Source organism: Achromobacter sp. RTa (assembly GCF_000757485.1).
Classification (GTDB): domain Bacteria; phylum Pseudomonadota; class Gammaproteobacteria; order Burkholderiales; family Burkholderiaceae_B; genus Achromobacter.
This window is the reverse complement of sequence record NZ_JPYO01000036.1, coordinates 204,894-231,232: the sequence shown is the minus strand read 5'-3', so window position 1 is coordinate 231,232 and position 26,339 is coordinate 204,894. Positions and strand designations below refer to the sequence as shown.

The 26,339-nt window shown below is 65.6% G+C and carries 21 protein-coding genes; 8 read left to right on the top strand and 13 right to left on the bottom strand.

The window, feature by feature from the left end; genetic code table 11:
• Positions 1–73 precede the first annotated feature (73 nt).
• The 5 genes from JL37_RS14265 (at position 74) to JL37_RS14240 (ending at position 9,939) form a co-directional block, all read left to right on the top strand.
• On the top strand, positions 74–3,580 hold the full coding sequence (locus tag JL37_RS14265; RefSeq protein ID WP_043544799.1) for an indolepyruvate ferredoxin oxidoreductase family protein: 3,507 nt from the start codon (positions 74–76) through the stop codon (positions 3,578–3,580).
• Positions 3,581–3,882: 302 nt separating this feature from the next.
• Positions 3,883–6,810, top strand: a complete 2,928-nt coding sequence (locus JL37_RS14260) for a ribonucleoside-diphosphate reductase subunit alpha (protein ID WP_043544797.1) — start codon at positions 3,883–3,885, stop codon at positions 6,808–6,810.
• 20 nt (positions 6,811–6,830) lie between these two features.
• The gene (locus JL37_RS14255; RefSeq protein WP_043544795.1) at positions 6,831–8,030 is read left to right on the top strand and encodes a ribonucleotide-diphosphate reductase subunit beta; all 1,200 of its coding nucleotides are present in this window, start codon (positions 6,831–6,833) and stop codon (positions 8,028–8,030) included.
• A gap of 420 nt (positions 8,031–8,450) precedes the next feature.
• Positions 8,451–9,158 (top strand): histone H1-like DNA-binding protein, encoded by a 708-nt coding sequence (locus JL37_RS14245; protein ID WP_043544792.1) that lies wholly within the window; start codon positions 8,451–8,453, stop codon positions 9,156–9,158.
• Positions 9,159–9,378: 220 nt separating this feature from the next.
• Positions 9,379–9,939, top strand: coding sequence for a YggT family protein (locus JL37_RS14240; RefSeq protein WP_043544985.1), 561 nt, complete (start codon positions 9,379–9,381; stop codon positions 9,937–9,939).
• Between the two features lie 25 nt (positions 9,940–9,964).
• Here the strand turns inward: JL37_RS14240 and JL37_RS14235 are convergent, their stop codons facing one another.
• The 13 genes from JL37_RS14235 to JL37_RS14175 form a co-directional block, all read right to left on the bottom strand.
• A complete protein-coding gene (locus JL37_RS14235) occupies positions 9,965–11,416 on the bottom strand; it encodes a D-alanine--poly(phosphoribitol) ligase (protein ID WP_043544791.1) in 1,452 nt (483 codons plus the stop codon).
• 16 nt (positions 11,417–11,432) lie between these two features.
• Positions 11,433–12,560, bottom strand: a complete 1,128-nt coding sequence (locus JL37_RS14230) for an MBOAT family O-acyltransferase (protein WP_043544790.1) — start codon at positions 12,558–12,560, stop codon at positions 11,433–11,435.
• Between the two features lie 7 nt (positions 12,561–12,567).
• Entirely contained in the window at positions 12,568–12,774 is a 207-nt protein-coding gene (locus JL37_RS30690; protein ID WP_043544789.1) for a hypothetical protein, read from the bottom strand.
• Positions 12,771–13,961 carry a D-alanyl-lipoteichoic acid biosynthesis protein DltD gene (locus JL37_RS14220; protein WP_043544788.1) on the bottom strand — a complete coding sequence of 397 codons (1,191 nt, stop codon included), beginning with the start codon at positions 13,959–13,961 and terminating at the stop codon, positions 12,771–12,773. Before JL37_RS14220 ends, JL37_RS30690 begins: the two co-directional genes overlap by 4 nt.
• A complete protein-coding gene (locus JL37_RS14215; RefSeq protein ID WP_043544787.1) occupies positions 13,939–14,178 on the bottom strand; it encodes an acyl carrier protein in 240 nt (79 codons plus the stop codon). The genes JL37_RS14220 and JL37_RS14215 overlap by 23 nt, the downstream gene beginning before the upstream one ends.
• A gap of 466 nt (positions 14,179–14,644) precedes the next feature.
• On the bottom strand, positions 14,645–15,148 hold the full coding sequence (locus JL37_RS14210) for a glycine zipper 2TM domain-containing protein (protein ID WP_043544786.1): 504 nt from the start codon (positions 15,146–15,148) through the stop codon (positions 14,645–14,647).
• Between the two features lie 207 nt (positions 15,149–15,355).
• Positions 15,356–16,297, bottom strand: coding sequence for a carbohydrate kinase family protein (locus tag JL37_RS14205; RefSeq protein ID WP_043544785.1), 942 nt, complete (start codon positions 16,295–16,297; stop codon positions 15,356–15,358).
• A 12-nt stretch (positions 16,298–16,309) separates the two neighbouring features.
• The gene (locus JL37_RS14200) at positions 16,310–17,470 is read right to left on the bottom strand and encodes a DUF3426 domain-containing protein (protein ID WP_043544784.1); all 1,161 of its coding nucleotides are present in this window, start codon (positions 17,468–17,470) and stop codon (positions 16,310–16,312) included.
• 24 nt (positions 17,471–17,494) lie between these two features.
• Positions 17,495–18,424 (bottom strand): 50S ribosomal protein L11 methyltransferase, encoded by a 930-nt coding sequence (prmA, locus tag JL37_RS14195; RefSeq protein ID WP_043544984.1) that lies wholly within the window; start codon positions 18,422–18,424, stop codon positions 17,495–17,497.
• A gap of 130 nt (positions 18,425–18,554) precedes the next feature.
• Positions 18,555–19,901: an acetyl-CoA carboxylase biotin carboxylase subunit gene (accC, locus tag JL37_RS14190; RefSeq protein ID WP_043544783.1), complete on the bottom strand. Its 1,347-nt coding sequence runs from the start codon at positions 19,899–19,901 to the stop codon at positions 18,555–18,557.
• A 9-nt stretch (positions 19,902–19,910) separates the two neighbouring features.
• Positions 19,911–20,369, bottom strand: a complete 459-nt coding sequence (gene accB / locus JL37_RS14185) for an acetyl-CoA carboxylase biotin carboxyl carrier protein (protein ID WP_043544781.1) — start codon at positions 20,367–20,369, stop codon at positions 19,911–19,913.
• 86 nt (positions 20,370–20,455) lie between these two features.
• Entirely contained in the window at positions 20,456–20,890 is a 435-nt protein-coding gene (gene aroQ, locus JL37_RS14180; RefSeq protein ID WP_043544779.1) for a type II 3-dehydroquinate dehydratase, read from the bottom strand.
• Positions 20,891–20,979: 89 nt separating this feature from the next.
• Positions 20,980–21,513, bottom strand: a complete 534-nt coding sequence (locus tag JL37_RS14175) for a TlpA disulfide reductase family protein (protein ID WP_043544777.1) — start codon at positions 21,511–21,513, stop codon at positions 20,980–20,982.
• Between the two features lie 208 nt (positions 21,514–21,721).
• Here JL37_RS14175 and mpl point away from each other — a divergent pair, with 208 nt between their 5' ends.
• From mpl to JL37_RS14160, 3 genes are all read left to right on the top strand, one after another.
• The gene (gene mpl / locus JL37_RS14170; RefSeq protein WP_043544776.1) at positions 21,722–23,092 is read left to right on the top strand and encodes a UDP-N-acetylmuramate:L-alanyl-gamma-D-glutamyl-meso-diaminopimelate ligase; all 1,371 of its coding nucleotides are present in this window, start codon (positions 21,722–21,724) and stop codon (positions 23,090–23,092) included.
• A 29-nt stretch (positions 23,093–23,121) separates the two neighbouring features.
• On the top strand, positions 23,122–23,724 hold the full coding sequence (locus JL37_RS14165) for a YqiA/YcfP family alpha/beta fold hydrolase (RefSeq protein ID WP_043544774.1): 603 nt from the start codon (positions 23,122–23,124) through the stop codon (positions 23,722–23,724).
• Between the two features lie 77 nt (positions 23,725–23,801).
• The gene (locus JL37_RS14160; protein ID WP_043544773.1) at positions 23,802–25,706 is read left to right on the top strand and encodes a ribonuclease catalytic domain-containing protein; all 1,905 of its coding nucleotides are present in this window, start codon (positions 23,802–23,804) and stop codon (positions 25,704–25,706) included.
• Positions 25,707–26,339: the final 633 nt, after the last annotated feature.

The following is a 26,339-nucleotide window of genomic DNA, read 5'->3' as shown; positions in this document are numbered from 1 at the left end:
AGCACGATCCAAAAACGCAATAAACCTGATCCTTCGCGAACCTATCATGGTGCCGAAACCAGGAGTATTCATCATGGACGGTACCCCCGCCGCCGAACCCCAGCTGGACCTCGATTACCAGCTGACGGACAACCTCACCCGCACTTCGGGCCGCATCTTCCTGACCGGCACCCAGGCGCTGGTGCGCATCATGCTCACGCAGCGCCGGCGCGATCGCGAGCGCGGCCTGAATACGGCCGGCTTCGTCTCGGGCTACCGCGGCTCGCCCCTGGGCGGGGTGGACATGGCCATGTGGAAGGCGCAGAAGGCGCTGGACGCCAACCAGATCAGCTTCCTGCCCGGCATCAATGAAGACATGGCGGCCACCGCCGTCATGGGTACGCAGCAGGCCGGCCTGCGGTCCGACCGCAACGTCGATGGCGTCTTTGCAATGTGGTACGGCAAGGGCCCGGGCGTGGATCGCGCCGGCGACGCGCTGCATCACGGCAACGCCGCGGGCGCGTCGCGCCATGGCGGCGTGCTGGTGGTGGTGGGAGACGACCACACGGCCGTCTCGTCGTCGATTCCGCATGCCAGCGAGGCCTCGCTGATCGGCTGGCAGATGCCCATCGTGCATCCGGCCTCCATCGACGAATACGAGACCTTCGCGCTGTGGGGTTGGGCCTTGTCGCGCTATTCGGGCACCTGGGTCGCCTTCAAGGCCGTGTCCGAGACCATCGAAAGCGGGCACTCCTTCACGCCCGCCCCGATCGCCTCCTACGACATGCCCGCCGACCCGGACATGCCTCCCGAGGCGCTGGAGTATTCGGCGCGCGATTTCCTGTCGCTGGCCGTCGAAACGCGCATGAACCTGCGCATGAAGGCTGTGGCCGCGTTCGCGCGCCGCCACAGCATCGACCGCCTGGCCTGTCCGGCGCCCAAGGCCGCCGTCGGCATCGTCACGGTGGGCAAGGCGCACCTCGACACCATGGAAGCGCTGTCGCGCCTGGGCGTGGACACCGTCACCGCGAACGCGCCCGTCCGTGTTTACAAGCCCGGCCTGACCTGGCCGCTGGATGCCGGCCGCCTGCTGGAATTCGCGCGCGGCCTGTCGCACATCCTGGTGATCGAGGAAAAGGGCGCGGTGGTCGAAAGCCAGATCAAGGACCTGCTGTTCAATCTGCCCGAACGCCCCTCGGTGACCGGCAAGAAGGGTTTTGACGGCGAACCGATGGTGCCGTCCGCGGGCCAGTTGCGCCCCTCCCTGCTGGCCGCCCCGCTCGCCGGCTGGCTGCGCCGCGCCGCCGGGCTGCCGCTGGCCGCCGACCTGTCCGCCTTCGACTGCCAGGCCCCGCTGTCCAACGACGCCGACGGCATGCGCCGCCGCCCCTATTTCTGTTCGGGCTGTCCCCACAGCACTTCCACCAAGGTGCCCGAAGGCAGCCAGGCGCTGTCCGGCGTGGGCTGCCACTACATGGCCGCCTGGATGGACCGCGACACGGGCGGCCTGACCCAGATGGGCGGCGAAGGCGTGGACTGGATCGGCCTGTCGCGCTACACCAGGATGCCGCACGTCTTCCAGAACATGGGAGAAGGCACGTACTACCATTCGGGCTACCTGGCGATCCGCCAGGCCGTGGCGGCGCGCGCCAACATCACCTACAAGATCCTCTTCAACGATGCCGTGGCCATGACCGGCGGCCAGCCCGTCGACGGCCCGATCTCCGTGCCGCAGATATGCCAGCAACTGCGCGGCGAAAACGTGGCCCGCATCGTCGTTACCAGCGACGAACCCGAGAAATACCAGGGCGTGGACCTGGGCCCGGGCATCCAGGTGCACCACCGCCGCGAACTGGACGCCCTGCAGCGCGAACTGCGTGAAATCCCCGGCGTGACCGTGCTTATCCACGACCAGACCTGCGCCGCCGAAAAGCGCCGCCGCCGGAAGAAGAACCAGTTCCCCGACCCGGCGCGCCGCATGCTGATCAATAGCGCGGTGTGCGAAGGCTGCGGCGATTGCGGCGTGCAATCGAACTGCCTGTCGGTGGTGCCGCTGGAAACCCCGTACGGCCGCAAGCGCGCCATCGACCAGTCCAGTTGCAACAAGGACTATTCGTGCGTGGAGGGCTTCTGCCCCAGCTTCGTCTCGGTCATGGGCGGCAAGCCCAGGAAAAGCGCCGCGCCCAAGGCGGACCAGGAACGCCTGCAGCAGCTGATCGCGCAATTGCCCCAGCCGGCCGTGCCCGCGCTGGAACGGCCGTACCGCCTGCTGGTCGCGGGCATGGGCGGCACCGGCGTCATCACCATCGGCGCCATCGTGTCGATGGCGGCGCACCTGGAAGGCCTGTCCGCCGCCGTGCTGGACCTGACCGGCCTGGCTCAGAAAGGCGGCACCGTGGTCAGCCATATCCGGCTGGCGCCTCCCGGCGCGCCGGATGGCCCCGTGCGCCTGGACTGGCAGCAGGCCGATGCGGCGATCCTGTGCGATCCCGTGGCGTCCGTGGCGCCGGATTCCCTGGGCGCCCTGCGCCATGGCCACACCCGGGTCACCGTGAACACCTATGTGGCGCCCGTGTCCGAGTTCACCCGCAACCCCGATGCCGCCATGCGTCCCGAGGCGCTGCTGGCCAAGATCCGCCACGCGGCGGGCGAGGCCAATACGGCCGAGCTCGATGCGCACGCCGCCGCGCTGGCGCTGTTCGGCGACAGCATCCTGTCCAATATGTTCATGCTGGGCCACGCATGGCAGCGCGGCGGCGTGCCGCTGTCGCAGGCCGCCATCTACCGCGCCATCGAGCTCAACGGCGTGGCGGTGGCGGCCAACCGCGCCGCCTTCGACAGCGGCCGCCTGGCCGCCCACCAGCCCGACGCGCTAGGGGCCGCGCTACGGCCCGCCGCCCAGGTGGTGCAACTGCATGTGCCCGAGACCTTCGAGCGCGCCGTGGCGAGGCGCATCGAGGATCTGACGGCCTACCAGGACGCCAACTACGCCCGCCAGTTCCAGGACGCCGTCGAGGCCGTCGCGGCGCGCGAACGCGAGCTGGCGCCGGACGCCAGGACACCGCGCCTGGCGATGGCGGTGGCGCGCGGCCTGTTCAAGCTCATGGCCTACAAGGACGAGTACGAAGTGGCCCGGCTCTACACCGGCGAGTCCTTCCAGGCGCAGTTGAAAGGCCAGTTCGAAGGCGAGTACAGCCTGCGCTTCCACATGGCCCCGCCGATCTTCGCCCGCAAGGATCCCCGCACCGGCGTGCCGCGCAAGATGACGCTGGGCCCGCGCACGATGACGGCGCTGAAAGCGCTTGCTCGCCTGAAGGGCCTGCGGGGCACGTGGTTCGATCCCTTCGGCCACACCGCCGAACGCAAGATGGAACGGGCGCTGGTCCGCGAGTACCGCCAGACCATAGACCAGTTGCTCGCAGGGTTGAACCGGGACAATATTTCCCAAGCGGCTACAATCGCGGCCCTTGCAGAAACCATCCGCGGCTTCGGCCACGTGAAGGCGGCGAACGTCGAGAAGTACCGGACGGAATTGGGCCGGTTGATGCAAAGCTATACGGCGCCTGCCCCGCGCGACATGCCCCTGCGGAAAACCGCATAAACATTCGCTCCGAGCGGCAACATACTGGGCGCGCCTTGCTGGGCGCGCCTAGTGCATTTAGTAACAAACTTTTGTGAGCTTCGTCACATCTTCTTCTTGTCCCTGTCTTAGCCGATCACTAGAATTAGTGTCCATCGAGGGATGCTACACTATATGTTGTGGTCGCTAAGCGCCGATTCTCGTCGGCCACGCCTTTTGGACTAGCCCGCCCAGGCGTCGCGATTCCCCTCAAAAGACCCGATTTTGTACCGGACATGCCCCCGTCATGTCGTTATCTACGCGCTTTTCGCACAGGAGCTTCCATGCAGACTACGATCGCCTCTGTGACCCGGCCTTCGGCCGTGCCGCCCTCGCAAACCGATTCTCCCGCCGACAACAGCGGGCAATGGGCCAGCTACAACATCATTCGCCGCAATGGCTCGGTGGTCGGGTTCGAACCCAACAAGATCGCCATCGCCATGACCAAGGCCTTCCTGGCCGTGAACGGCGGCCAGGGCGCCGCGTCCGCGCGCGTGCGTGAGCTGGTGGAAACGCTGACCTCCCAGGTCGTCAATGCGCGGGTGCGCAACCGCCCCGGCGGCGGCACCTTCCATATTGAAGACGTCCAGGACCAGGTCGAACTGGCCCTGATGCGCTCGGGCCAGCACGACGTCGCCCGCTCCTACGTCCTGTACCGTGAAAAGCGCACCCAGGAACGCGCCGCGGCCGCCGCGGCCGAAGGCCAGGAAAAGGCCGCCGAAGCTCCGCAGGAACACGTGCTGAACGTGACCGACGCCGGCGTGCGCCGTCCGCTGAACCTGGCCGAACTGCGCGCCACCATCGAAGCCGCCGGCGAAGGCCTGGCCGAATTCATCGACACGGAAGCGATCCTGAAGGAAACCGTCAAGAACCTGTACGACGGCATCCCCGTCGACGAAGTGTTCAAGTCGGCCATCCTGTCGGCGCGCGCGCTGGTCGAGAAGGACCCGGCCTACAGCCAGGTCACCGCGCGCCTGCTGCTGCACACGATCCGCAAGGAAGTGCTGGGCGAGGAAGTCTCGCAAGACGGCATGAGCGCCCGCTACGCCGAATACTTCCCCACGTTCATCGCCCGCGGCATCGAAGGCGGCCTGCTGTCGCCCGAACTGGCCAACTATGACCTGACCAAGCTGGGCCACGCCCTGAACGCCAAGCGCGACCTGCAATTCGGCTACCTCGGCCTGCAGACCCTGTACGACCGCTACTTCCTGCACATCCGCGGCACCCGCATCGAGCTGCCCCAGGTGTTCTTCATGCGCGTGGCCATGGGCCTGGCGCTGCGCGAAACCGACCGCGAAGCCCGCGCCATCGAGTTCTACGAGATCCTGTCCTCGTTCGACTTCATGAGCTCGACGCCGACGCTGTTCAACTCCGGCACCCTCCACTCGCAGTTGTCGTCGTGCTACCTGACCACCGTCTCGGACGACCTGGAAGGCATCTACGACGCCATCAAGGAAAACGCGCTGCTGGCCAAGTACGCCGGCGGCCTGGGCAACGACTGGACCCCGGTTCGCGCGCTGCGCAGCCACATCAAGGGCACCAACGGCGAAAGCCAGGGCGTCGTGCCGTTCCTGAAGGTCGTCAACGACACCGCCGTCGCGGTGAACCAGGGCGGCAAGCGCAAGGGCGCCGTCTGCACGTACCTGGAAACGTGGCACCTGGACATCGAAGAATTCCTGGAACTGCGCAAGAACACCGGCGACGAACGCCGCCGCACCCACGACATGAACACGGCGAACTGGATTCCCGACCTGTTCATGAAGCGCGTTATGGAAAACGGCGAGTGGACCCTGTTCTCGCCGTCGGACTGCCCCGACCTGCACGACAAGGTGGGCCAGGAATTCGAGAAGGCCTATGTGGGCTACGAAGCCCGCGTCGCCAGCGGCGAACTGAAGCTCTTCAAGAAGATGCCGGCCCTCTCGCTGTGGCGCAAGATGCTGTCGATGCTGTTCGAAACCGGCCACCCGTGGATCACCTTCAAGGATCCGTGCAACATCCGTTCGCCGCAGCAGCACGTTGGCGTCGTCCACAGCTCGAACCTGTGCACCGAGATCACGCTGAACACGAACGAGTCGGAAATCGCGGTGTGCAACCTGGGTTCCGTGAACCTGGTCGCGCACATGAAGCCGGCCGCCGGCGGCGGTTTCGAGCTCGACCACGACAAGATCAAGCGCACGGTGCGCATCGCCATGCGCATGCTCGACAACGTGATCGACATCAACTACTACGCCGTCGACAAGGCTCGCAATTCGAACGCGCGCCATCGTCCGGTGGGCATGGGCATCATGGGCTTCCAGGACTGCCTGCAGATGATGCGCGTGCCTTACGCTTCGCAAGCCGCCGTTGAATTCGCCGATCGTTCGATGGAAGCCGTGTGCTATCACGCATACTGGGCCTCGAGCCTGCTCGCCGAAGAGCGCGGCCGCTATCAATCGTATGAAGGCTCGCTGTGGTCGCGTGGCATCCTGCCGCAAGACACGCTGAAGATGCTGCGCGACGAGCGCGGCGGCCACGTCGAGGTCGATGAGTCGAGCACGCTCGATTGGGATACGTTGCGCGCGCGCATCAAAGAACACGGCATGCGCAACTCCAATTGCATCGCAATCGCCCCAACCGCGACTATTTCCAATATCATTGGTGTATCTGCGTGCATCGAACCCACTTTCCAGAACTTGTACGTCAAATCGAATCTCTCCGGCGAGTTCACGGTCGTTAACGATTACCTCGTGCGTGACCTGAAGAAACTCGGTCTCTGGGACGAAGTCATGGTCGCCGACCTCAAGTACTTCGACGGCAGCCTGTCCCGCATCGATCGCGTACCTTCCGAACTCCGCGAACTCTACGCCACCGCGTTCGAAGTCGAACCGAGCTGGCTGGTTGAATGCGCGTCGCGCCGCCAGAAGTGGATCGATCAAGCCCAATCGCTGAACATCTACATGGCTGGCGCCTCGGGCAAGAAGCTGGACGACACCTACAAGCTTGCCTGGAAGCGTGGCCTGAAGACGACCTACTACCTGCGCACCCTTGGCGCCACCAGCGCCGAGAAGTCCACGGGACGCGGCGGCGAACTGAACGCCGTCAGCGCGGGAGGCCAATCCACGGCTCCGGCTGTGGCCGCTGCACCTGTTTTGCCGGAACCCGAAGTTCTCGGGGCGGTTTGCACCATGCGGCCGGGCGATCCCGGCTTCGAAGAGTGCGAAGCCTGCCAATAACCGCCTCCGGAGAATGAATCATGATTAATTGGGAAGACGACACCACCGCAACGCAACCTGCACAATCGCCCGCTTCCGCGGCGGGCGGGCAGGCTGCGCCCGCAGTCCGGGCAGCCACCGGCGTGTTCGGCGACACCGCCATGCCCACGCCCGCCGCGCCTGAACACGCGGCCGGCCTGGCCGTCAGCGGTTCCGCCACCTCGCAACGCGTGAAGGTCGCCGACAAGCGCATCATCAACGGCGAGACCGACGTCAATCAGCTCGTGCCCTTCAAGTACAAGTGGGCATGGGAGAAGTACCTCGCCACTTGCGCCAACCACTGGATGCCGCAAGAGATCAACATGTCGCGCGACATCGCCCTCTGGAAGAACCCGAACGGGCTCACCGAGGACGAGCGCCGCATCGTCAAGCGCAACCTGGGCTTCTTCGTCACGGCCGACTCGCTGGCCGCGAACAACATCGTGCTGGGCACCTACCGCCACATCACGGCGCCCGAGTGCCGCCAGTTCCTGCTGCGCCAGGCGTTCGAGGAAGCGATCCATACGCACGCCTATCAGTACATCGTCGAAAGCCTGGACCTGGACGAGGCGGAGATCTTCAACGCCTATAACGAAGTCCCGTCCATCCGCGCCAAGGACGAGTTCCTGATCCCGTTCATCGACGCGATCGCGGACCCCAACTTCAAGACGGGCACCCCCGAAGCCGACCAGACGCTGCTGAAGTCGCTGATCGTCTTTGCTTGCCTGATGGAAGGCCTGTTCTTCTACGTTGGCTTCACGCAGATCCTGGCGCTGGGCCGCCAGAACAAGATGACCGGCGCCGCCGAGCAGTACATGTACATCCTTCGCGATGAATCCATGCACTGCAACTTCGGCATCGACCTGATCAACACCGTCAAGCTGGAAAATCCGCATCTGTGGACGCCGGAATTCCGCGAAGAAATCCGAGAACTCTTCCGCAAAGCGGTCGAACTCGAATACGCTTACGCCGAAGACACGATGCCGCGCGGCGTGTTGGGCCTGAACGCTCCCATGTTCAAGTCCTACCTGCGCTTCATCGCGAACCGCCGTTGCCAGCAAATCGGTATCGAGCCGCTGTTCCCGCAGGAAGAGAATCCCTTCCCGTGGATGGCGGAAATGATCGACCTTAAAAAGGAACGCAACTTTTTTGAAACTCGCGTGATCGAATACCAAACCGGTGGCACGCTGAGCTGGGAGTAATGCAGTTCGCCATCGAGCCCGGCGCGGGCACGCCCTTCGGAAAGGGGCGTCGCGTTCGCGACAGGCTTGATGGCGGTCTCCTCGGTCAGGGTGTCTTGCCGCCGGGCCGCCTCAAGGCAAAACGCCCCCCCTCGGGGGCAGCTAGCCGAAGATGCGGCGTGGAGGCAAATTCGGACACGTAGAACAAGCGGTCGGCAGCCTGTGATCAGGCGCCGACCGGCGCCATTTGAAATGGCTCGCGCCAAAGGAGCGGGGGCCATATCAAATGGCTGTGCCGAATTCATTAGCGCAAACCGTAGTAGCTGTTGCTCGCACAGGACAGCGGCATGCGCCGATGAATAGCCCGGGCACGATGCGCCTTGTTGGCGGATCGGGGCACGGGTTTAAGTTCTGGGACCCCTGAACCTAAGGAGCATGACCATGGCAACAGCCAAGAAAGCCGTAAAGAAAGCGGTGAAAAAGCCCGCCGCCAAGAAGGCAGTAGCGAAGAAGGCCGCACCGGCCAAGAAAGCTGCAGTCAAGAAGGTAGCCGTCAAGAAAGTCGCCGCCAAGAAGCCGGCAGTGAAGAAGGTTGCCGCCAAGAAACCGGCCGTCAAGAAAGCCGTCGCCAAGAAGGCGGTAGCGAAGAAGGCAGTCGCCAAGAAGGCAGTCGCCAAAAAGGCCGTGGCCAAGAAGGTCGTAGCCAAGAAGGCCGTGGCCAAGAAAGCCGTCGCCAAGAAGGCCGTCGCCAAGAAAGCGGTAGCCAAGAAGGCCGTCGCCAAGAAGGCGGTTGCCAAAAAGGCCGTCGCCAAGAAAGCGGTTGCCAAGAAAGCCGTCGCCAAGAAAGCGGTAGCCAAGAAGGCTGTCGCCAAGAAGGCTGTCGCCAAGAAGGCTGTCGCCAAGAAGGCGGTTGCCAAGAAGGCGCCTGCTGCCAAGAAGGCCGTTGCCAAGAAGGCTCCCGCCGCCAAGAAGGCCCCCGCTGCCAAGCCTGCTGCTGCCAAGAAGCCGGCCGCTGCAAAGAAGCCTGCCGCGAAGAAAGCCGCTCCGAAGAAGCCCGTAACGCCGCCGTCCACGGCAGCCGCCCCGGGCGCGAAGACCGCGCTGAACCCCGCCGCGTCGTGGCCGTTCCCGACCGGTGGCCGTCCCTAATCAGGACGGTTCGAAGCCTTAGCTTCGCGAGAGCCGCCTGGCCCAGGCCAGGCGGCTTTTTTGCGCCCGCGGAAAGCGCGCCCGCCGCGCGGCCGGGTCGCCGCCCCCAAGCGCTCTCGTCCCGGACTACGACCTAGGGCGGATGGCCGCCCTGCCAAGGTGCGTTTTTCACGCTTGAGCGTGCGACAATTGACTCCTCTTTTTCAGGGTGATCGTGTCCATGCTCGGTGAAATCTTCCGCTTCCTTCTCGAAATCGTGTTCACGCTGTTCGGAGCGGCGCTGATTGCCCGCGCCTGGATGCACGCGATACGGCTGCACCCTTTCAATCCTCTCGCCCGCGCGGTCTACCAGGCCACCAACTGGCTGGTGAACCCTCTGCGCAAGATCATTCCCGCAGGCAACAAGATCGACTGGACCAGCCTGGTCGCCGCCTGGCTGTCCGCGCTGATCTATCTGGTGCTGATCTGGCTGGTGGCGATCGGCGCGCTCATTCCCGCCGAACTGCTGCCCGCGGCCATGGGCTCGGCCCTGATCATGGCCGCCAAATGGGCGTTGAATCTGGTGGTCTGGCTGACGCTGATCCAGGCCGTGCTGTCCTGGGTCAACCCGATGGCGCCAATGATGCCGCTGCTGCAGGCGCTGACCGATCCGATGCTCAACCCGATCCGCCGCATCCTGCCCCGCACCTCGATCGACTTCTCGCCGCTGGTGCTGCTGATCGTGGCGCAGATCGTGCTGATGGTCCTGGCCCGCCTGAGCTACGGCATGATGGGCGTCTGAGGCGCGGGGTCCGCGCCTCGCACCCCTACACCGGGATGGCGGTGTAGATTTCGATCAGCTTCTTGCGGTCGATCTTGTGGTTGTTCGACATGGGCAGCGCCGGGCAGGCCACCAGTTCCGACGGCACCATGTAAGGCGGCAGCCGCCGGGCCAGCGTCTCCTTCCAGCCGTCGAGCGCCTCCGGCGCCAATATGCTCGCCGGCTGGTCCGGCGCAGCCACGCCGGCCACGAAACCGACCAGCCGCACCGCCGTGCCGTCGGGCCGGCGCAGCACGGCGCAGGCGCCGCCCTCCACTCCCGGCAGGCCATGCAGCGCTTCGTCGATCTCGGCCAGCTCGATGCGATAGCCGTTCAGTTTGATCTGGTCGTCCATCCGGCCGCGGCAGAACAACAGCCCCCCTTCTCCCATCTGCCCCAGGTCGCCGGTGCGGAACGCCCGGCGCCCGTCCACATAGGTGTAGAGCTTGGCTTCGTTCAGGTCGGCCCGGTTCAGATAGCCGCGCATGACGTGGTCGCCCACGATACAGATCTCTCCGCCTTCGTCCACCACCAGCACGCTGTCCGGCTTGGCGTGGCCGACCGGCAGCGGGTCGTGCGCGGCCAGCACGGCGTCGGTCACTTCGATCCATGTGGTGGCCACCGTGGCTTCCGTCGGACCATAGGTGTTCAGGATGACCGCGTCCGGAAACCGCTGGCGCAGCTTCTTGGCCAGCGCGGCCGGCAGGGGTTCCCCGCAGAACAGGAAAGTGCGCAGCGTGGGCAGCGCGGCCGGCGAGAAATCGCGATTGGCCAGCTGCTGGTGGGCGAACGACGGCGTGGACACCCATACGGTCACGCCATGCCGGGCCAGGCGGGGGATCCAGGCGCCCGCGGCCGCGATCTGTTCGCGCGCGTTCAGCACGCAGCTTCCGCCCGAGGCCAGGGTGGCGAACACTTCGTACATGGAGAGGTCGAAACTGAACGGCGCTTGGTTCATGAACACGGGCGCGTCGCCCAGGCCGAAGCTGCCCAGCATCCAGTCGCCGAGCAGGCCGACGCTTTCGCGGCCGATTTGCACGCCTTTCGGATCGCCGGTGCTGCCCGAGGTGAACATGACGTAGGCCAGGCCGCGCTCTGCCAGCCTGGCGCCCTCGCCCGCCGTGAACGTGCCCGTCGCCGCGTCGTAGACGGCGGCGGCCCGCACGATCTCGACAATGCGACGCAGGCGTTCCGCGGGATAGATGGTGTCGACCGGAACGAACGGCGCGCCGATCAACAAAGCCCCGACCATGGCAACGAAGAACGACGCCTCCTTGTGGCCGTACACGGCTACGGGTACGTCCGGCGCGACGCCATGCCGGCGGGCCTCTTCGGCCCAGGCGTGCGCCTCGTCGCGCAATTGCGACCACGTCAGGCTGCGATCGGCGGCGGCGATGGCAAGCGCGTCGGGAGCACGCTCGGAATCCGTGAACCGGAAAGACTTCAGGTCGAAACGCATGCCGAAACTCCCGGCGTCAAATAGGGCTGCGGCCGCTGAACACGTAGAGCGCCAGCGCGGCCAGGATCAGGGTGAATACGCGCCCGAGAAAGCGCATGGCGGGCCGCGCCAGCGCGACCTGCAGGGCCGGGCGTGTGCGCGCGGCGTTGATCAGCAGGTTATGGCCCACCGAGTAGGCGCCGAACATCAGGCCGCTGACGATGTAGTGCGTCGAGAGCCCGTTCCACACGCCCATGGCCAGCAGCGTCGCGAAGATACCGATGTTCTGCGCGGCCAGGCGATGGCGTGAAAAGTACGCGGTCTTGCTCAGCGCCTTGTAGATGGGCATGAAGACCACGTCGCGCAGCCATTCCGACAGGCTGATGTGCCAGCGGCGCCAGAAGTCCTGCGGGTTCAGCGTCGCCAGCGGATTGCGGAAATTGATCGGCAGGTTAAAGCCGAACAGCATGCCGATGCCGATCGCCATCGTGGAATAGCCGGCGAAATCGAAGAACAGATAGGCGCTGTAGAGCGAGGCGTTGAGCGCCACGCCGGTGAACGAATAGTCGTGCGCATCCAGCGTCGCCAGGCCGTAGCGCCAGATCAGTTCGGCCAGGCCGAACTTCTGGATGACGCCCAGCATGATGAGCTCGAGGCCGCTGAGCCAGGTGTTCAGGTTCACGCCCTCGTAGCCGCGCTTCAGGTCCGCCTGGAAATTGCGCCAGCGGTACATGGGGCCCGCCAGCAGCGTCAGCGGAAAGAAGAGATAGATGAAGTAGTCCAGCGGGGAGACGCGTTCGTTGCGCTGCGCGAACAGCAGCACGTCGATCGCGCGGAAAGTGGCGAACGACAGGCCCAGCATCGCCCCCAGGTGCGATACGCCGGTCTTCACCAGCAGCAGCGGCGTCATGGTGATGACCACGGCCAGCCAGGTGGGGATGTAGTTGCGCCGCACGGCCCACAGGGCGCTGCCCGATATGGCGATCAGCGCGATCGGCTGGTAGGGACGGGCCCAGAAGACCGCCATCCAGACGCCCAGGCAGATCACGCCGATGACGTGCCGGTACCCGATGTGCAGCGGCATGCCGAAAGAGCGGTACGCCAACAGGCCCAGGCCGCCGAACAGGGCGCCCCCGAAAAAGCTCAAGCTTGCGAACAATTCCATGCTGGGGTCAGAACTGTTGGTATTGGAATTCGACCTTGATCGGTCCGCCGCTGCCCGTGGTCGGCTGCGCTTGCAGCACGAAGACCAGGATCACCCCGAAGTACAGGCACAGGTGCCAGAAGAAGCGCCGTCCCCAGGCGGAGCCCTTGCGGGGCTCCTGCTCGTCGGCGGAGCCGCCGGCCTTCGGCCGGGCCCAGGCTAGGAATTTGCTCATCGGGAAAAGTACTCCGCAATGCCTTGGTCGGCCAGCGCCCAGCCGAGTTCGGCCAGGTGCATGTCGTCGCGCAGCATGCCGGGTTCGAACGGGATGCTGTAGAGGTCCAGGCAGCCCATCCGGTAGCGCTCGCACATGCCCGTAATCGCGGCCACCACCGGATCGAAACGCTCGACGTCGAGGATCAGCTTGGGATTGAACGGCTGGATGACGAAGTAGGCGCGAACCTTGCGCTTCTGCAGCAGGGCCATCACGCGCGACAGGTCGCCCAGCTCCGCGCGGGTGATCGGATCGACGTCGGCAAACTCGTTGCGCGCCGGCGAATACAGGGGCGCCAGGAACTGTTTGTAGTAATCGTCGCGCACGTCGTAAGGGTTGTGGCCGCCCAGGTCGCGTTCGACCTCGCGCGCCTGATGCGTCAAGCGGCCCCACTGCCCCTGGTCGAGGCGAGCCGCCGACGGCCAGGATACGTAGCGGTGCGCGGGCACCGACAGCTTGCTGCGCGGGCGGTCGGGCGCCGGCTCCTTGCGCGCCTGCCACCAGAGCGACAGCTTGTCCTTGAGCTCGGCGACCTGGCCATTGGCGATGAGCCACAGCAGGCCCCAATTGGCGTTGTCGGTAATCCAGGTCTGCATCTGCTCGCGCGTGCTGGGCTGGTCCCACAGACGATCCCAGACCGGACCGGTGACATGCTCGGCGAACGCGCTGCGCGGCAATTGGCCGCCCGAGGCAAACCAGGCAGGCGACACCATGATCACCAGCCGGGTGTTGGGCGTCAACGAATCCGCCACCGATTCCAGCACGCTGACGATGCCATAGGACTGGAACATCGCGTGGCCATAGGCCAGCGTCGGCACCTTCAGTTCTTCAGGGAAGAAGCGGTACGGGACGAACCGCAGGTCGTGGCTGGAAAGCTCGGACGAGCCGAGCACGACCAGCGTGCCATCGCTCAGGGCATTGCCCAGGCGGTTCAGGTTGACGTGCTGCGTGCCCCAGTCCGGCCCCAGATTGGGCAGGTAGTTGCTCTTGCCGGCCGCGGCGGCGGCCTGGGTCGCCGGCATGGGATTCACGATGCGGCTGAGCAGATCGTCGGCGCCGCAATAGGCGCCGATCGCCAGTGCCACCGCCGTCGCGGCGGCCGCGACGTGAGACAACAGCTGCGAATTACGAAATATGGGCAGCGACATAGCCGGCAAGCGTGCGGACCGACTGTAGATGCTCCGCGATCTCGGGAGCCGGGATGCTGCAACCGTACTCCGACTCGACGGCGAGCGTGATGTCCACGGCGGCCAGGGAATCGACCAGGCCGGTGGCGATCAACTGCGTATCGGGGGTGACTTTCTTCATGACGATCGACTCGACGATCTCGCCGATCTTGGTGTGGAGTTCTTGCTCGGAATGCATAGCTAGGGCCTGTTCATACTAAATCGAGCCTTGCACAGGCCCTGGTGCAGCGTTACGTCGCCTTGTCGGCAAAACTTCCCCTGCCCCGGGATTCAGGACGTCGAGGATACTGAGAAAATGCTGAAACCGAACTGAAATTACAGCCAGCCAGAACGACGCCCGGATGCACTTGGTTACACGATATTCACGGCGCGGCGTCGCTCGCAGGCGCAATCATGTCACTTCGCCCGTCGAATCGCCATGAAACTTTTGGAGGAAATGGCGAGAAAAGGCTGGAAAACGTAACGCCTGCGGGTAAGTCCCGGGGTGCCGCGTTGCGACGGAGCGACATATTTTGCGCCTGCCGGCGGTTCGGGCCCCAGCCTTCCGCAACGCGAAGGCTCCGGCGACAAAAAAATGCCCGCTTGCGCGGGCATTTCGATACCGGCCATTCCAGGAAACCATGCTTTCCCGGGAACGGCGGCGCTTACATCGGCGTGACGCGGGTAGGACCCGAGCCGCTGATCACCTGGACACGCTGGCCCACGCTGATGGGCACGTCCGCTTCCTGCGCAATGACGCGGGTTTCGCCGTTGTCGAGGCGCACGGTGATTTCGTAGCCGGAATTCTTGCCGACCCGGTTCTCGACCGCGTTGCCGGCCAGGGCGCCCAGGATGACGCCGCCGACCGTGGCGATGGTGCGGCCCGTGCCGCCCCCGATGGCGTTGCCCGCCACGCCGCCCAGCGCGCCGCCGGCCACCATGCCGACGCCGCTGGATTTGTCGTTCTGGATCACGATGGGGCGCACGCCCGTTACCGTTCCCGTGCGCACGATCTGCTCGCGCTGCGCCTGGTCATAGCTATACACGCCGCTGGAGGCGCTGCGGTTGGCGCAACCTCCCAGCACAGCCATCGACGTCACGACGGCTGCGATGGCCAACCACCGGCCGGCGCGCGGCGTCACCAGGGAAAGAGATTTGCTTTGGTTCATTTGGACTCCTCGATCGGCAATGCCGACGACTTCTTGATCATACTCCGGCCGGCGGGGACGGCCAGCGCGGCTGCAACATACTGAAACTCACGGCCAGAAGCTGCAAACTGCGGAGCAGGCGCGGCGGCGGGGATGCCGCCGCCGGCCGCCCTGGCGGCTGATTCGACCAAGCAGGCCCCGCCAGGTTCCCGGCGGAGCGCGAGACACTCAGGCCGGAAGATGGATGCCGTACGTGGCGTGCAGCACGGCGTCGATTTCGGCGCGCGACGGCGCGTGGTTCTGCGGCCCGCGCGAAGCGATCTTGATGGCGCCCATCACGTTGCCCAGCCGGCAACTGTCTTCCCAGCTCCAGCCGCTGGTGAGGCCGTAGAGCAGGCCGCCGCGCTGCGCATCGCCGCAGCCCGTCGGATCCACCACCTGGGCTGCGCGCACCGGTTCGATCTGGATGGATTTGCCGCCGGTCAGCAGCGTGGCGCCTTCGGCGCCGCGCGTCACCACGACGGCTTGCAGCGTGCTGGCGATATCGGCCACGCTGCGGCCCGTGCGCTGTTCCACCACGCCGGCCTCGTAGTCATTCACCGTCAGCGCCTGGGCGAGCTTGAGCATGCGTTCCAGGTCGGCGCCGTCGAACAGCGGCATGGCCTGGCCCAGGTCGAAAATGAACGGAATGCCGCGCTTGTGCAGGCGCTCGGCATGCGCAAACATGCCTTCTTTCGCGTCGGGCGCGATGATCGCCCACGCGGCTTCGGCGTCGCTCAGATCGTTGTCGGCGGAGAACGACATGGCTCCCGGGTGGAAGGCCGTGATCTGGTTGTCGTCCAGGTCTGTCGTGATGAAGCACTGGGCGGTGAAGGTATCGGGGATGACCTTCACGCGGCTGACGTCGATCCCCATGCCCGACAGGCGGGCCAGGTATTCGCCCGCGTCCTCGCCCACGGTGGCCACCGGCACGGGTTTGCCGCCCAGCAGGTTCATGTTGTAGGCGATGTTGCCGGAGCAGCCGCCGTATTCCTTGCGCATGCTGGGCACCAGGAACGACACGCTCAGGGATTGGATGCGGTCGGCCAGGATGTGCTCCTTGAAACGGCCTTCGAACACCGCGATGGTGTCGAACGCCATCGAACCGCAAACCAGGACGGGGGTCGCCATGCTTGTCATCCTTTAAGGAAAGAATTTGTCGATTTGGTAGCCATTGACCTGTACGCCGGTCACTTCAATGGGCACGGATATTTTCAGTTCTCCGGCTGGCGCGAAGGGGCCGCGCAACTGTTCGGGGGTCAGGTAGGTTTCGGGCATCAGCACCCGGCGCACGACCACCGTATCCGAAAGGTCGGTCAGGTCCAGCACCAGCGCCGGCCAGTGCTGCGGCTTGTCGTAGCGGTTGCGCAGCACCAGGCTCAGCACGAGCCGGCTGCGCCCGTCGTCTATCGCCGCCGCGCCGGCGGGCGGCTGCAACGACGAGGAGGAAATCGCGATGCGCTCCAGCCGGCGCGCATATCCTACGGCGCAGTCCAGGGGCCGGCACACCGTCTCCAGCACCGGCCGCAGGGCCGGCACGGAATTGGCGATATCGGTGCGGTACACATAGAGCAGCTGCAGGCCCAGGGCGATCAGGCCAAGCAGGCAGGCGCCGCTCCACAGCTTGCGTATCAGGCTGCGCCGCTCCTGGCGGTCCTGGTCCAGGAATTCGGGCGGCGCGCGGCCCACGTCGGTGGCGCTGGAATAGCGCGTGCGCGTATCGCCCAGCACCGGCTCGCGCGGATCTTCGAGCTCCGGCGCGTATTCGTCGTCGTACTCGTCGTCGCGGGCGTCATCGCGCACATCCACGTGCCGGTAGTCTCCGGCATGGCGATCGGCCTGTGGGCCCAGCGACGGCTCCGCAGGTTCGGCCCAGCGGGGAGGTTCCGCCCTGATGGCCTCTTCCTCATCGGGGCTGTAGTCGTCGTCCTCGTCCTGCGGCTGGCCGGCGTCAGGCTCGGCTCGCCGGCGGATGTCCTCGCGCCCGCGCAGCACGGCGGGCGAATACGCGGACGGGTGCGCGGCGGGGATGGCGGCTGGCGCCTCCGGTTCGTCTTCCCAGGGGGGAAGCGATTGCGCGGCGGGTGCCGGCGCGGGCGCCGCAGCTGCGGCCGGCGCGGCAGGCACTGCGGGCGCCGCCGACGGGCGGGCTGCGGTCGCGCCGGGTTCGGGCAACAGGCAGGCCCGGCCATCGAAAACGGTCGAGCAGGCGCCGCAGCGCACCAGGCCGTTGCGAACCCGGAGCTGGTCAGGCACTACCTTGAAAGACGTGCCGCACTGCGGACAACGGGTGGTCAGGGCCATGGCGCGATCGTGAGGCGCGGGCGCTCAGGCTTTCTGCCCGTGCAGGCAGACCCAGCCGTCGCGGGCGCGCCAGACGGACATGGATATCCACGGCGCGTAGGCGGCGGCCACTTCCTCGGCCTGGCGTTCCAGCACGCCCGACAAGACCAGATGGCCGCCGTCGGCGACACGCCCGGCCAGCATGGGAGCCAGCACCTTCAGCGGATTGGACAAGATATTGGCCACCACCACGCCGAACGTGCCTTCCGGCAGCGCATCGGGCAGCATGGCCTGGAGTTCGACGCGGTTGACTTCGGCATTGAAGGCCGTGCTCTGGACGGCCTGGGCGTCGATGTCCACCGCCAGGGTCGGGCCCGCGCCCAGCTTGCGCGCGGCGATGGCGAGTATGCCCGAACCGCAGCCGTAGTCCAGCAGCGTAGCGCCCTGCGGCAGCTCGGCTTCGAGCCAGGCCAGGCACAGGTGGGTCGTGGGGTGGCTGCCCGTGCCGAACGCGAGGCCGGGGTCGAGTTCGATATGGATCGCCCCTTCCTGCACGGCGGCCTCCGGCTCGAAGCCGGGCACGTCGGGGTTGTCGCGGTGCCAGCTGGGCACGATCCAGAGGCGCTCGGCGATATGGATGGGGCCGAACTGCGATTGCGTCAGGCGCACCCAGTCGGCGTCGGGCACGTCGCGCAGGCTCCAGTCCGCGAACAGCGCGGGATCGAGCCCGCCTGCCTCGGCCGCCTCTTCCATGATCTGGGCCGGGTCGGCGCCGTCGGGCAGCAGGGCGACCACGCGATTGCGGTCCCAGGCCTGCACGTCGGGCTCGGTGCCCGGTTCGCCGAACAAGGGGCGTTCGTCATCGGTGCCCAGATCGGCGTCTTCGACGGACACGGACAGCACGCCCGCTTCGAGCAGCGCATCCGACAGGGCCTCGGCCTGGGCCTCCAGGCAATGGAGCACGAGTTCACGCATGATTGTTTCTTCCATCTGGCCGACGGGCCGCGGCATGTGCCGCGGCCCGTCGGCCGTATCGCTTTGAAAAAAGCCCCCAGGGGGCTTTTTCCTTGGAGCAAAAAGGGGCCGCGAGGCCCCAGTTCGTTGGTCAGGGACGCTGCGCCAACTTGTTTTCCAGATAGTGAATGCTGGTGCCGCCTTCGATGAAGCGGGAATCCTGCAGCAGCTCGCGATGCAGCGGGATGTTGGTGGAAATGCCTTCCACCACCATTTCCGACAGCGCGATGCGCATGCGGGCCAGCGCCTGGTCGCGCGTATCGCCATAGGTAATGACCTTGGCGATCATCGAATCATAGTTCGGCGGCACGAAATAACCGTTGAACGCGTGCGAATCGATGCGCACGCCCGGACCTCCCGGCGTATGCCAGTTGGTGATGCGGCCGGGGCTGGGCACGAAGCGGAACGGATCTTCGGCGTTGATCCGGCATTCGATGGCGTGGCCCTTGAACGAGATGTCGCGCTGGCGCAGCGCGAATTTCTCGCCGGCGGCGATCAGGATCTGCTGCTGGACCAGGTCGATGCCCGTGATCAGCTCGGTGACCGGATGCTCGACCTGGATGCGGGTGTTCATTTCAATGAAATAGAACTCCCCGTTCTCATACAGGAATTCGAACGTGCCGGCGCCGCGGTAGCCCATCTTGCGGCACGCGTCGGCGCAGCGGTCGCCGATGCGCTCGATCAGGCGGCGCGCGATCCCGGGCGCGGGAGCTTCCTCGATGACCTTCTGGTGGCGGCGCTGCATGGAGCAGTCGCGTTCGCCCAGCCAGACGGCGTTGCGGCCGCCATCGGCCAGGACCTGGATTTCGATATGGCGCGGGTTCTCGAGGAACTTCTCCATATAGACTTCCGGGTTGTTGAACGCGGCGCCCGCTTCCGAACGCGTCATGGTGACGGCGTTCAGCAACGCGGCCTCGGTGTAGACCACGCGCATGCCGCGGCCGCCGCCGCCGCCCGCGGCCTTGATGATGACCGGGTAGCCGACCTCGCGCGCAACACGGATGATTTCCTGAGGATCGTCGGGCAAGGCGCCTTCCGATCCTGGCACCACCGGCACGCCGGCTTCGATCATGGCGCGCTTGGCGCTGACCTTGTCGCCCATCAGGCGGATGGTGTCGGGACGCGGGCCGATGAACACGAAACCGCTTTTCTCGACGCGATCGGCGAAGTCGGCATTCTCGGACAGGAACCCGTAGCCCGGGTGGATGGCCTCGGAATCCGTGACTTCGGCCGCCGAAATGATGGCCGGCATGTTCAGGTAGCTTTCACGCGACGGCGCGGGCCCGATGCACACGGATTCATCGGCAAGGCGCACGTACTTGGCTTCGCGGTCAGCCTCGGAGTGCACGACCACGGTCTTGATGCCCAGCTCGCGGCAAGCGCGCTGAATGCGCAGGGCGATTTCGCCCCGATTGGCGATCAGGATTTTTTCGAACATTTTCAGCTATCAGCCAATGACGAACAGGGGTTGACCGTACTCGACGGGCTCGCCGTTTTCGACCAGGATTTCTTTGATGACGCCGGACTTGTCGGCCTCGATTTCATTGAGCAGCTTCATGGCTTCAATGATGCAGAGCGGATCGCCTTCCTTGACGGTGGCGCCCACGTCGACGAACGGCGCCGCGCCCGGATTCGGCGAGCGGTAGAACGTGCCGACCATGGGGGCCTTGACGACGTGGCCCTGGATCACCGGCGCGGCTTCCGCGGCGGGCGCAGCGGGCGCCGCGGCGGGCTGGGCCACGGGCGCGGCGGGCACGCCGGCTTCCGGCTGATGGTAGGCGACCGGCTGCAAGGTTTGCGAGAACTTGACGATCCTCACCTTGCCTTCGCCTTCGGTGATTTCCAGCTCGGCGATGCCCGATTCAGCCACCAGGTCGATCAGGGTTTTGAGTTTTCGAAGATCCATAGAAGCTGCTTCCCGAGATAGTATCGGCGACGTCCCAGCGTCGGGTTCGCGCCGTAAAGATGTAGATGCTGTGAGTTGGTGCGAGATCAGTGCCGCACTGCGTAGCGCAGAGCCGCCTCGTAGCCGTCCGCGCCAAGGCCGCTGATAAGGCCTACCGCCAAGTCGGACAGATAAGAGTGATGCCTGAAGGGCTCTCGCTTATACAGATTGGACAAATGTACTTCAATAAATGGGATCGCGACCCCGGCCAGCGCATCGCGAATCGCGACGCTGGTGTGCGTATATGCCGCCGCGTTGATGATGATGAAGTCTGTGCCGTCTTGCCGGGCCGCCTGAATGCGGTCAACCAGCGCGCCTTCGTGATTGCCTTGCCACGCTGTCAGCGTGGCGCCCAGTTCGCCTGCGAGCAACTCAAGACGCTCATTGATCTGTTGCAGCGTGAGGCTGCCGTAGATATGAGGTTCCCGGGTGCCGAGCAGGTTTAGGTTCGGGCCATGCAATACCAGTATGTTTTGCGCCATGCGCTTGCCAATGAGTGGTTTGCCAATTGTTGGCAAAACAGCCGATAAACCAGCTTTTTACGCCAATTCCTACTATTTGTCCAACAGACTTACGCCTTTAAACCAGATAGGGTGCGCTCTAGGTCATCCGGCTGGATTTCACCCAATATCTTCCGGTTAATACCGCCATCTGCATTGAAAACAATAGTAAACGGCAGGCCTCCGCTGGGATTTCCCAGCTTGCGCAACGTATCGATCGCCCCAGCGCCGATCACCCAGAGCGGGTAGGAAACCTGCACTTTTTCGACAAATTTTTGCATGTTGGCCGCCGAATCGACGCCGATGCCGACAAAGCGGACATTCGGGTATTTTTTCTGCAAAGCATCGAGTTCGGGCATCTCGCGGACGCAGGGCGCGCACCAGGTTGCCCAGAAATTGACCACGATGGGCTGGCCTTTCCAGCCGGACAGCGAATGGGACGCCCCGTTCAGGTCGGGCAGTTGCAACTGCATCAGCGCCGCCACCGGATCGCCGGCATCGGCAGGAGCCTGGGGCCCCGGAGACTTGCGGCCCATCAGGGTATAGCCGCCCGCAACCGTGGCGGCTATGGCCACGCCGGCGGAGAGAAGTAGGCGTCGATTCATGGCGCGATCATAACCGCTGCGGCTGTTTTTTGTCGTTGGGCCGCCCCAAGACAAAATCGCCCCCCTGGGGGGCAGCAAGCGGGCGAAGCCTGCGCGGCGTGGGGGCATTTTTTTGTCGTTGGCGGCCTCAGGCCGAAAACGCTCTCCCTTGATGAACGGCAAAGCCGTCCGGCCGCTATATATACAATGCAGGACAGGAGAGTTTTCAATGCACCTGCACATTCTTGGCATCTGCGGTACGTTCATGGGCGGCCTGGCGCTGATCGCGCGCGCGGCCGGCCACAAGGTCACTGGTTGCGATGCGGGCGTGTACCCGCCCATGAGCACGCAACTGTCCGAACAGGGAATCGAACTGATCGAAGGCTTCGGCGCGGAGCAATTGGCGCTGAAGCCGGATCTCTATGTGATCGGCAACGTCGTCAGCCGCGGCAACCCGCTGATGGAAGCCATCCTGGAATCAGGCGCGCGCTACGTGTCAGGCCCGCAATGGCTGGGCGACAACATCCTGCCGGGCCAGCACGTGCTGGCGGTGGCAGGCACTCACGGCAAGACCACCACCAGCTCCATGCTGGCCTGGGTACTGGAGGCCTCCGGCCTGGCGCCCAACTTCCTGATCGGCGGCGTGGCGCAGGACCTGCACGTCTCGGCCCGCTACGACCCGGCCCGCCGCCCCTTCGTGATCGAGGCGGACGAGTACGACACAGCCTTCTTCGACAAGCGGTCCAAGTTCGTCCATTACCGCCCGCGCACGGCCATCCTGAACAATCTTGAATACGATCATGCCGATATCTTTCCGGATCTGGCGTCGATCGAAACCCAATTCCATCACCTGGTGCGCACGATTCCCGGCTCCGGCCGCATTGTGCGGCCCACGCGCTGCGCCGCGCTGGACCGTGTAATTGCGCGCGGTTGCTGGTCCGAAACCGTCACGTTCGGCGCCGATGGCGCCTGGCAGGCAACGCCGCCCGACGCGGACGGCGCCTTCGGCGTGCTGCGCGGCGGCTCCGCCGTCGGCACCGTGCGCTGGCCCCTGGGCGGCGAGCACAACCGGATGAACGCGCTGGCCGCGCTGGCCGCCGCCGAGCACGCTGGCGTGCCTGCGGCCCAGGGCATCGAGGCGCTGAGCCGCTTCGCGGGCGTGAAGCGCCGCATGGAACTGCGCGGCACGGTCAACGGCATCAAGGTCTACGATGATTTCGCGCACCATCCCACCGCGATCGCCACCACCGTGGAGGGGCTGCGCCGCCAGGTCGGCTCTGCGCGCATCCTGGCCGTGCTGGAGCCGCGCTCGAACACCATGAAGCTGGGCACCATGGCGGCCCGCCTCCCCGAGGCCCTGGCCGACGCCGACCTGGTGTTCTGCTTTGGCGCCCATTCCGGCAAGCACGCCCTGGGCTGGAATCCGGCGGACGTGCTGGCGCCCCTGGGAGACCGGGCGTCGAGCTACGATGACCTCGGGGCGCTCGTGGCTGCGGTGGCCCGCGCCGCCCGCCCGGGGGACCAGGTGCTGGTGATGAGCAACGGCGGCTTCGGCGGCGTGCACGGCAAGCTGCTGGACGCCCTGCAGGCGCGCGCCTGATCTTCAGGACACCAAGGCAAAGGCGAGACATGATCCTCTATCTGCACGGTTTCCGCTCCTCGCCGACCTCGCTCAAGGCCCGGATGATGGCCGACGCAATGGCCGCGCGTGGCTTGTCCGCGGACTGGGCCTGCCCCCAACTTCCCGCCAGCCCTCGGGCCGCGGTCGAACTGGCGATGGGCATCGCCCGGCGCCAGCTTGACCGCGCGGCCTCCCCCAGGGAATTGACGGTGATCGGTTCTTCCCTGGGCGGCTTCTATGCCACCTGGCTTGCCGAACAGCTGGGCTGCAAGGCCGTACTGCTGAACCCCGCCGTGGAGGCCGCCCGCGACCTCGCCACCCAGGTCGGCGAGCACCGCATGTATCATTCCGACGCGCCGTTCGCCTTCCTTCCTGGATATGTGGACGAACTGGCCGCCATCCACGTGCCCCGCGTTACCCTGCCCGACCGGTACTTCCTGGTGGCGGCAACCGGCGACGAGGTGCTGGATTGGCGTGAAATGCGCGACCGGTACGCGGGGTGCCGCCAACGCATCGTGCAAGGCAGCGACCACGGCCTGTCCGACTTCGCTCAGTGGATGCCCGAAGTGCTTGAATTCACCCTTGGCGACAAGCAGGTTCGCCCCCAATAATCAGTTTCAGACATCAACACTCTATCTATATAGCTGCGCAAGGCGGCCCGTGCGCGCCGCCCAGGACGATTCCCACCATGTATGTGTTTTACGAAGACGACGGCAGCTTCAAGGCCGGCAATATCCTGTCGGAGACCGACGCCAGCCTGCAAGTGGAGTCGGAATCCGGCAAGCGCAGCAAGATCAAGCGAGCCAACACGCTGTTCACCTTCGCTGCGCCCGAGCCGGCCGCGCTCATGAGCCAGGCGGCCGAAGCGGCCGAGGCGCTGGACCTGCAATTCCTGTGGGAGTGCGCGCCGCAGGAGGAATTCGACGCCCCGGACCTGGCCGCCGATTATTTCGGCCATGCCCCCACCCCCGTGGAACAGGCCGCCCTGCTGATGCGCCTGCACGGCGCGCCTGCGTACTTCCACCGCCGCGGCAAGGGCCGCTACCGCCCGGCGCCGCCCGACATCCTGGCCGCCGCCCTGGCCGCGCTGGAGAAAAAGCAGCGCCAGGCCGAGCAGCAGCAGGAATGGGTGGACGAAATGGCCGCCGGCCGCTTGCCCGAGCCCATCGCCCAGGCCGCCGAGTCACTCCTGATCCGCCCCGACAAGAATTCGCAGCAATGGAAAGCCCTGGACGCCGCCTGCGCCAAGCTGGGCAAGAGCCCCGACCGCCTGCTGCTGGACCTGGGCGCCTGGCCGCACGCACTGGCGCTGCACAAGCGCCGTTTCCTGGCGACGAACTTCCCGCGCGGGCTGGCTTTCCCCGACCTGGAACTGCCTCCGATCGATCGTGAGCTGCCCCTGTCGGACGCCGAAATCTATTCGGTGGATGACGTCACCACCACCGAAATCGACGATGCGCTGTCCGTCACTTCCCTGCCGGATGGCCGCTTGCGCGTCGGCGTGCACGTGGCGGCTCCTGGCCTGACCGTGACGCGCGACAGCGAATTCGACAAGCTGGCGCGCGCGCGCCTGTCCACCGTCTACATGCCGGGCGACAAGATCCCGATGCAGCCGGACAACGTCATCCAGGCGTTCTCGCTGGACGCAGGCCGCGAGGTGCCGGTGCTGTCGCTGTACGTCGTGGCAGACCCGGAAACCGGGGAGGTCATCGAATCGGAGACGCGCCTGGAGCGCATCGTGGTGCGCGAGAACCTGCGCCACAACATGCTGGACGCCCAGGTCACCGAAGCCAGCCTTTCCGATCCCTCGGCCGAGCTGCCCTACGGCCACTGGCTGCGCCCGCTCTGGAAGCTGGCGCAGGCCCTGTCCGCCCAGCGCGAGAACGTACGCGGCAAGCCCGAGAACAATTCCCGCGTGGAGTACAGCTTCTACCTGGACGGAAATCCCGACGATCCCGATACGCCGGTGCGCCTGGTGCCGCGCCAGCGCAACGCGCCGCTGGATCGCATGGTGGCCGAATACATGATCCTGGCGAACAACCTGTGGGGCGGCCTGCTGCACCAGCACGGCGTGCCGGGCATCTACCGCTCGCAACAGGCAGGCCGGGTGCGCATGAGCACACAGGCGCTGCCCCACGAAGCCATCGGCGTGCCGCAATACGCTTGGAGCACCTCGCCGCTGCGCCGCTACGTGGACCTGGTGAACCAGTGGCAACTGATCGCCGCGGTCGAGCACGGCGTCTCGGCGCGCCTGGTGGCCCCCTTCAAGCCGCGCGACGCCGACCTGTTCGCCATCATCGGCGCCTTCGACGCGCAATACGCCGCCTGGGCGGAATTCCAGAGCGCGATGGAGCGCTACTGGTGCCTGCGCTGGCTGAAGCAGCACAACATGACCCGCACGGTCGCGCACGTACTTCGCGAGGACCTGGTCCGGTTCGCCAACGCCCCGCTGGTGACGCGAGTCGGCGGAATGCCGGAGCTGGAACGCGGGACCGCGGTCGAACTGGATATTCTGGGGATAGATGAGTTGTCCCTGGAGCTGGATTGCCGGTATGTGGGGGAGATCAGTCCGGCGGCGGGAAGCGAAGGGTAATCGGTTTTCTTCTGCGGGCTTGGTTGTTCGGGGTGGTTTGCAGGGCAGCGGTTGTTATGGGGGCCATGCTGTCTGCTGCTTTGTCGGTCGCTGAACGACGTTGTGGATGCCATGTTGTCTGCTACCGTAGGTCGCTGAACGTTGTGGGTGCCACGTTGTCTGCCACCGTAGGTCGCTGAATGTTGTGGATGCCACGTTGTCTGCCACCGTAGGTCGCCCATCGTCGCAGGCGCCAGGGCCGCTCGCGCCCACGATTGCGGTCCGGCGCGCGGGCGCCGGACTCCCCCCTCGTCATCCTCGTCCAGGCCTGCGGCCTTCCCTTCGGATTCCCTCGGGCGCATCGAGGTTGCTCGCCCCCCTGGCGCCCGCGCCGACGGGCTGCCGGTGTCTTGGCTTGTTGCGCTGCTAGGCCTGTGATCAGTGGCGGGTCTTGCGTGGCCCGCCATTTACGGCCGCCCGGGCGGCCGTAAATGGCATACGCGGGTTTGGGCGTTGAAACTGTTTGCGCTTTCGCGAATGCCGTGGGGAGAGTACTAATGGCCCGCCCCGCGTTTGAGGGGAAGGCGGTGATGGGTGGCGCGCGGCGGGCGCCTGCGCGCGCAAGTGCAGCGGGTGTCTGACACCCGGGAAACA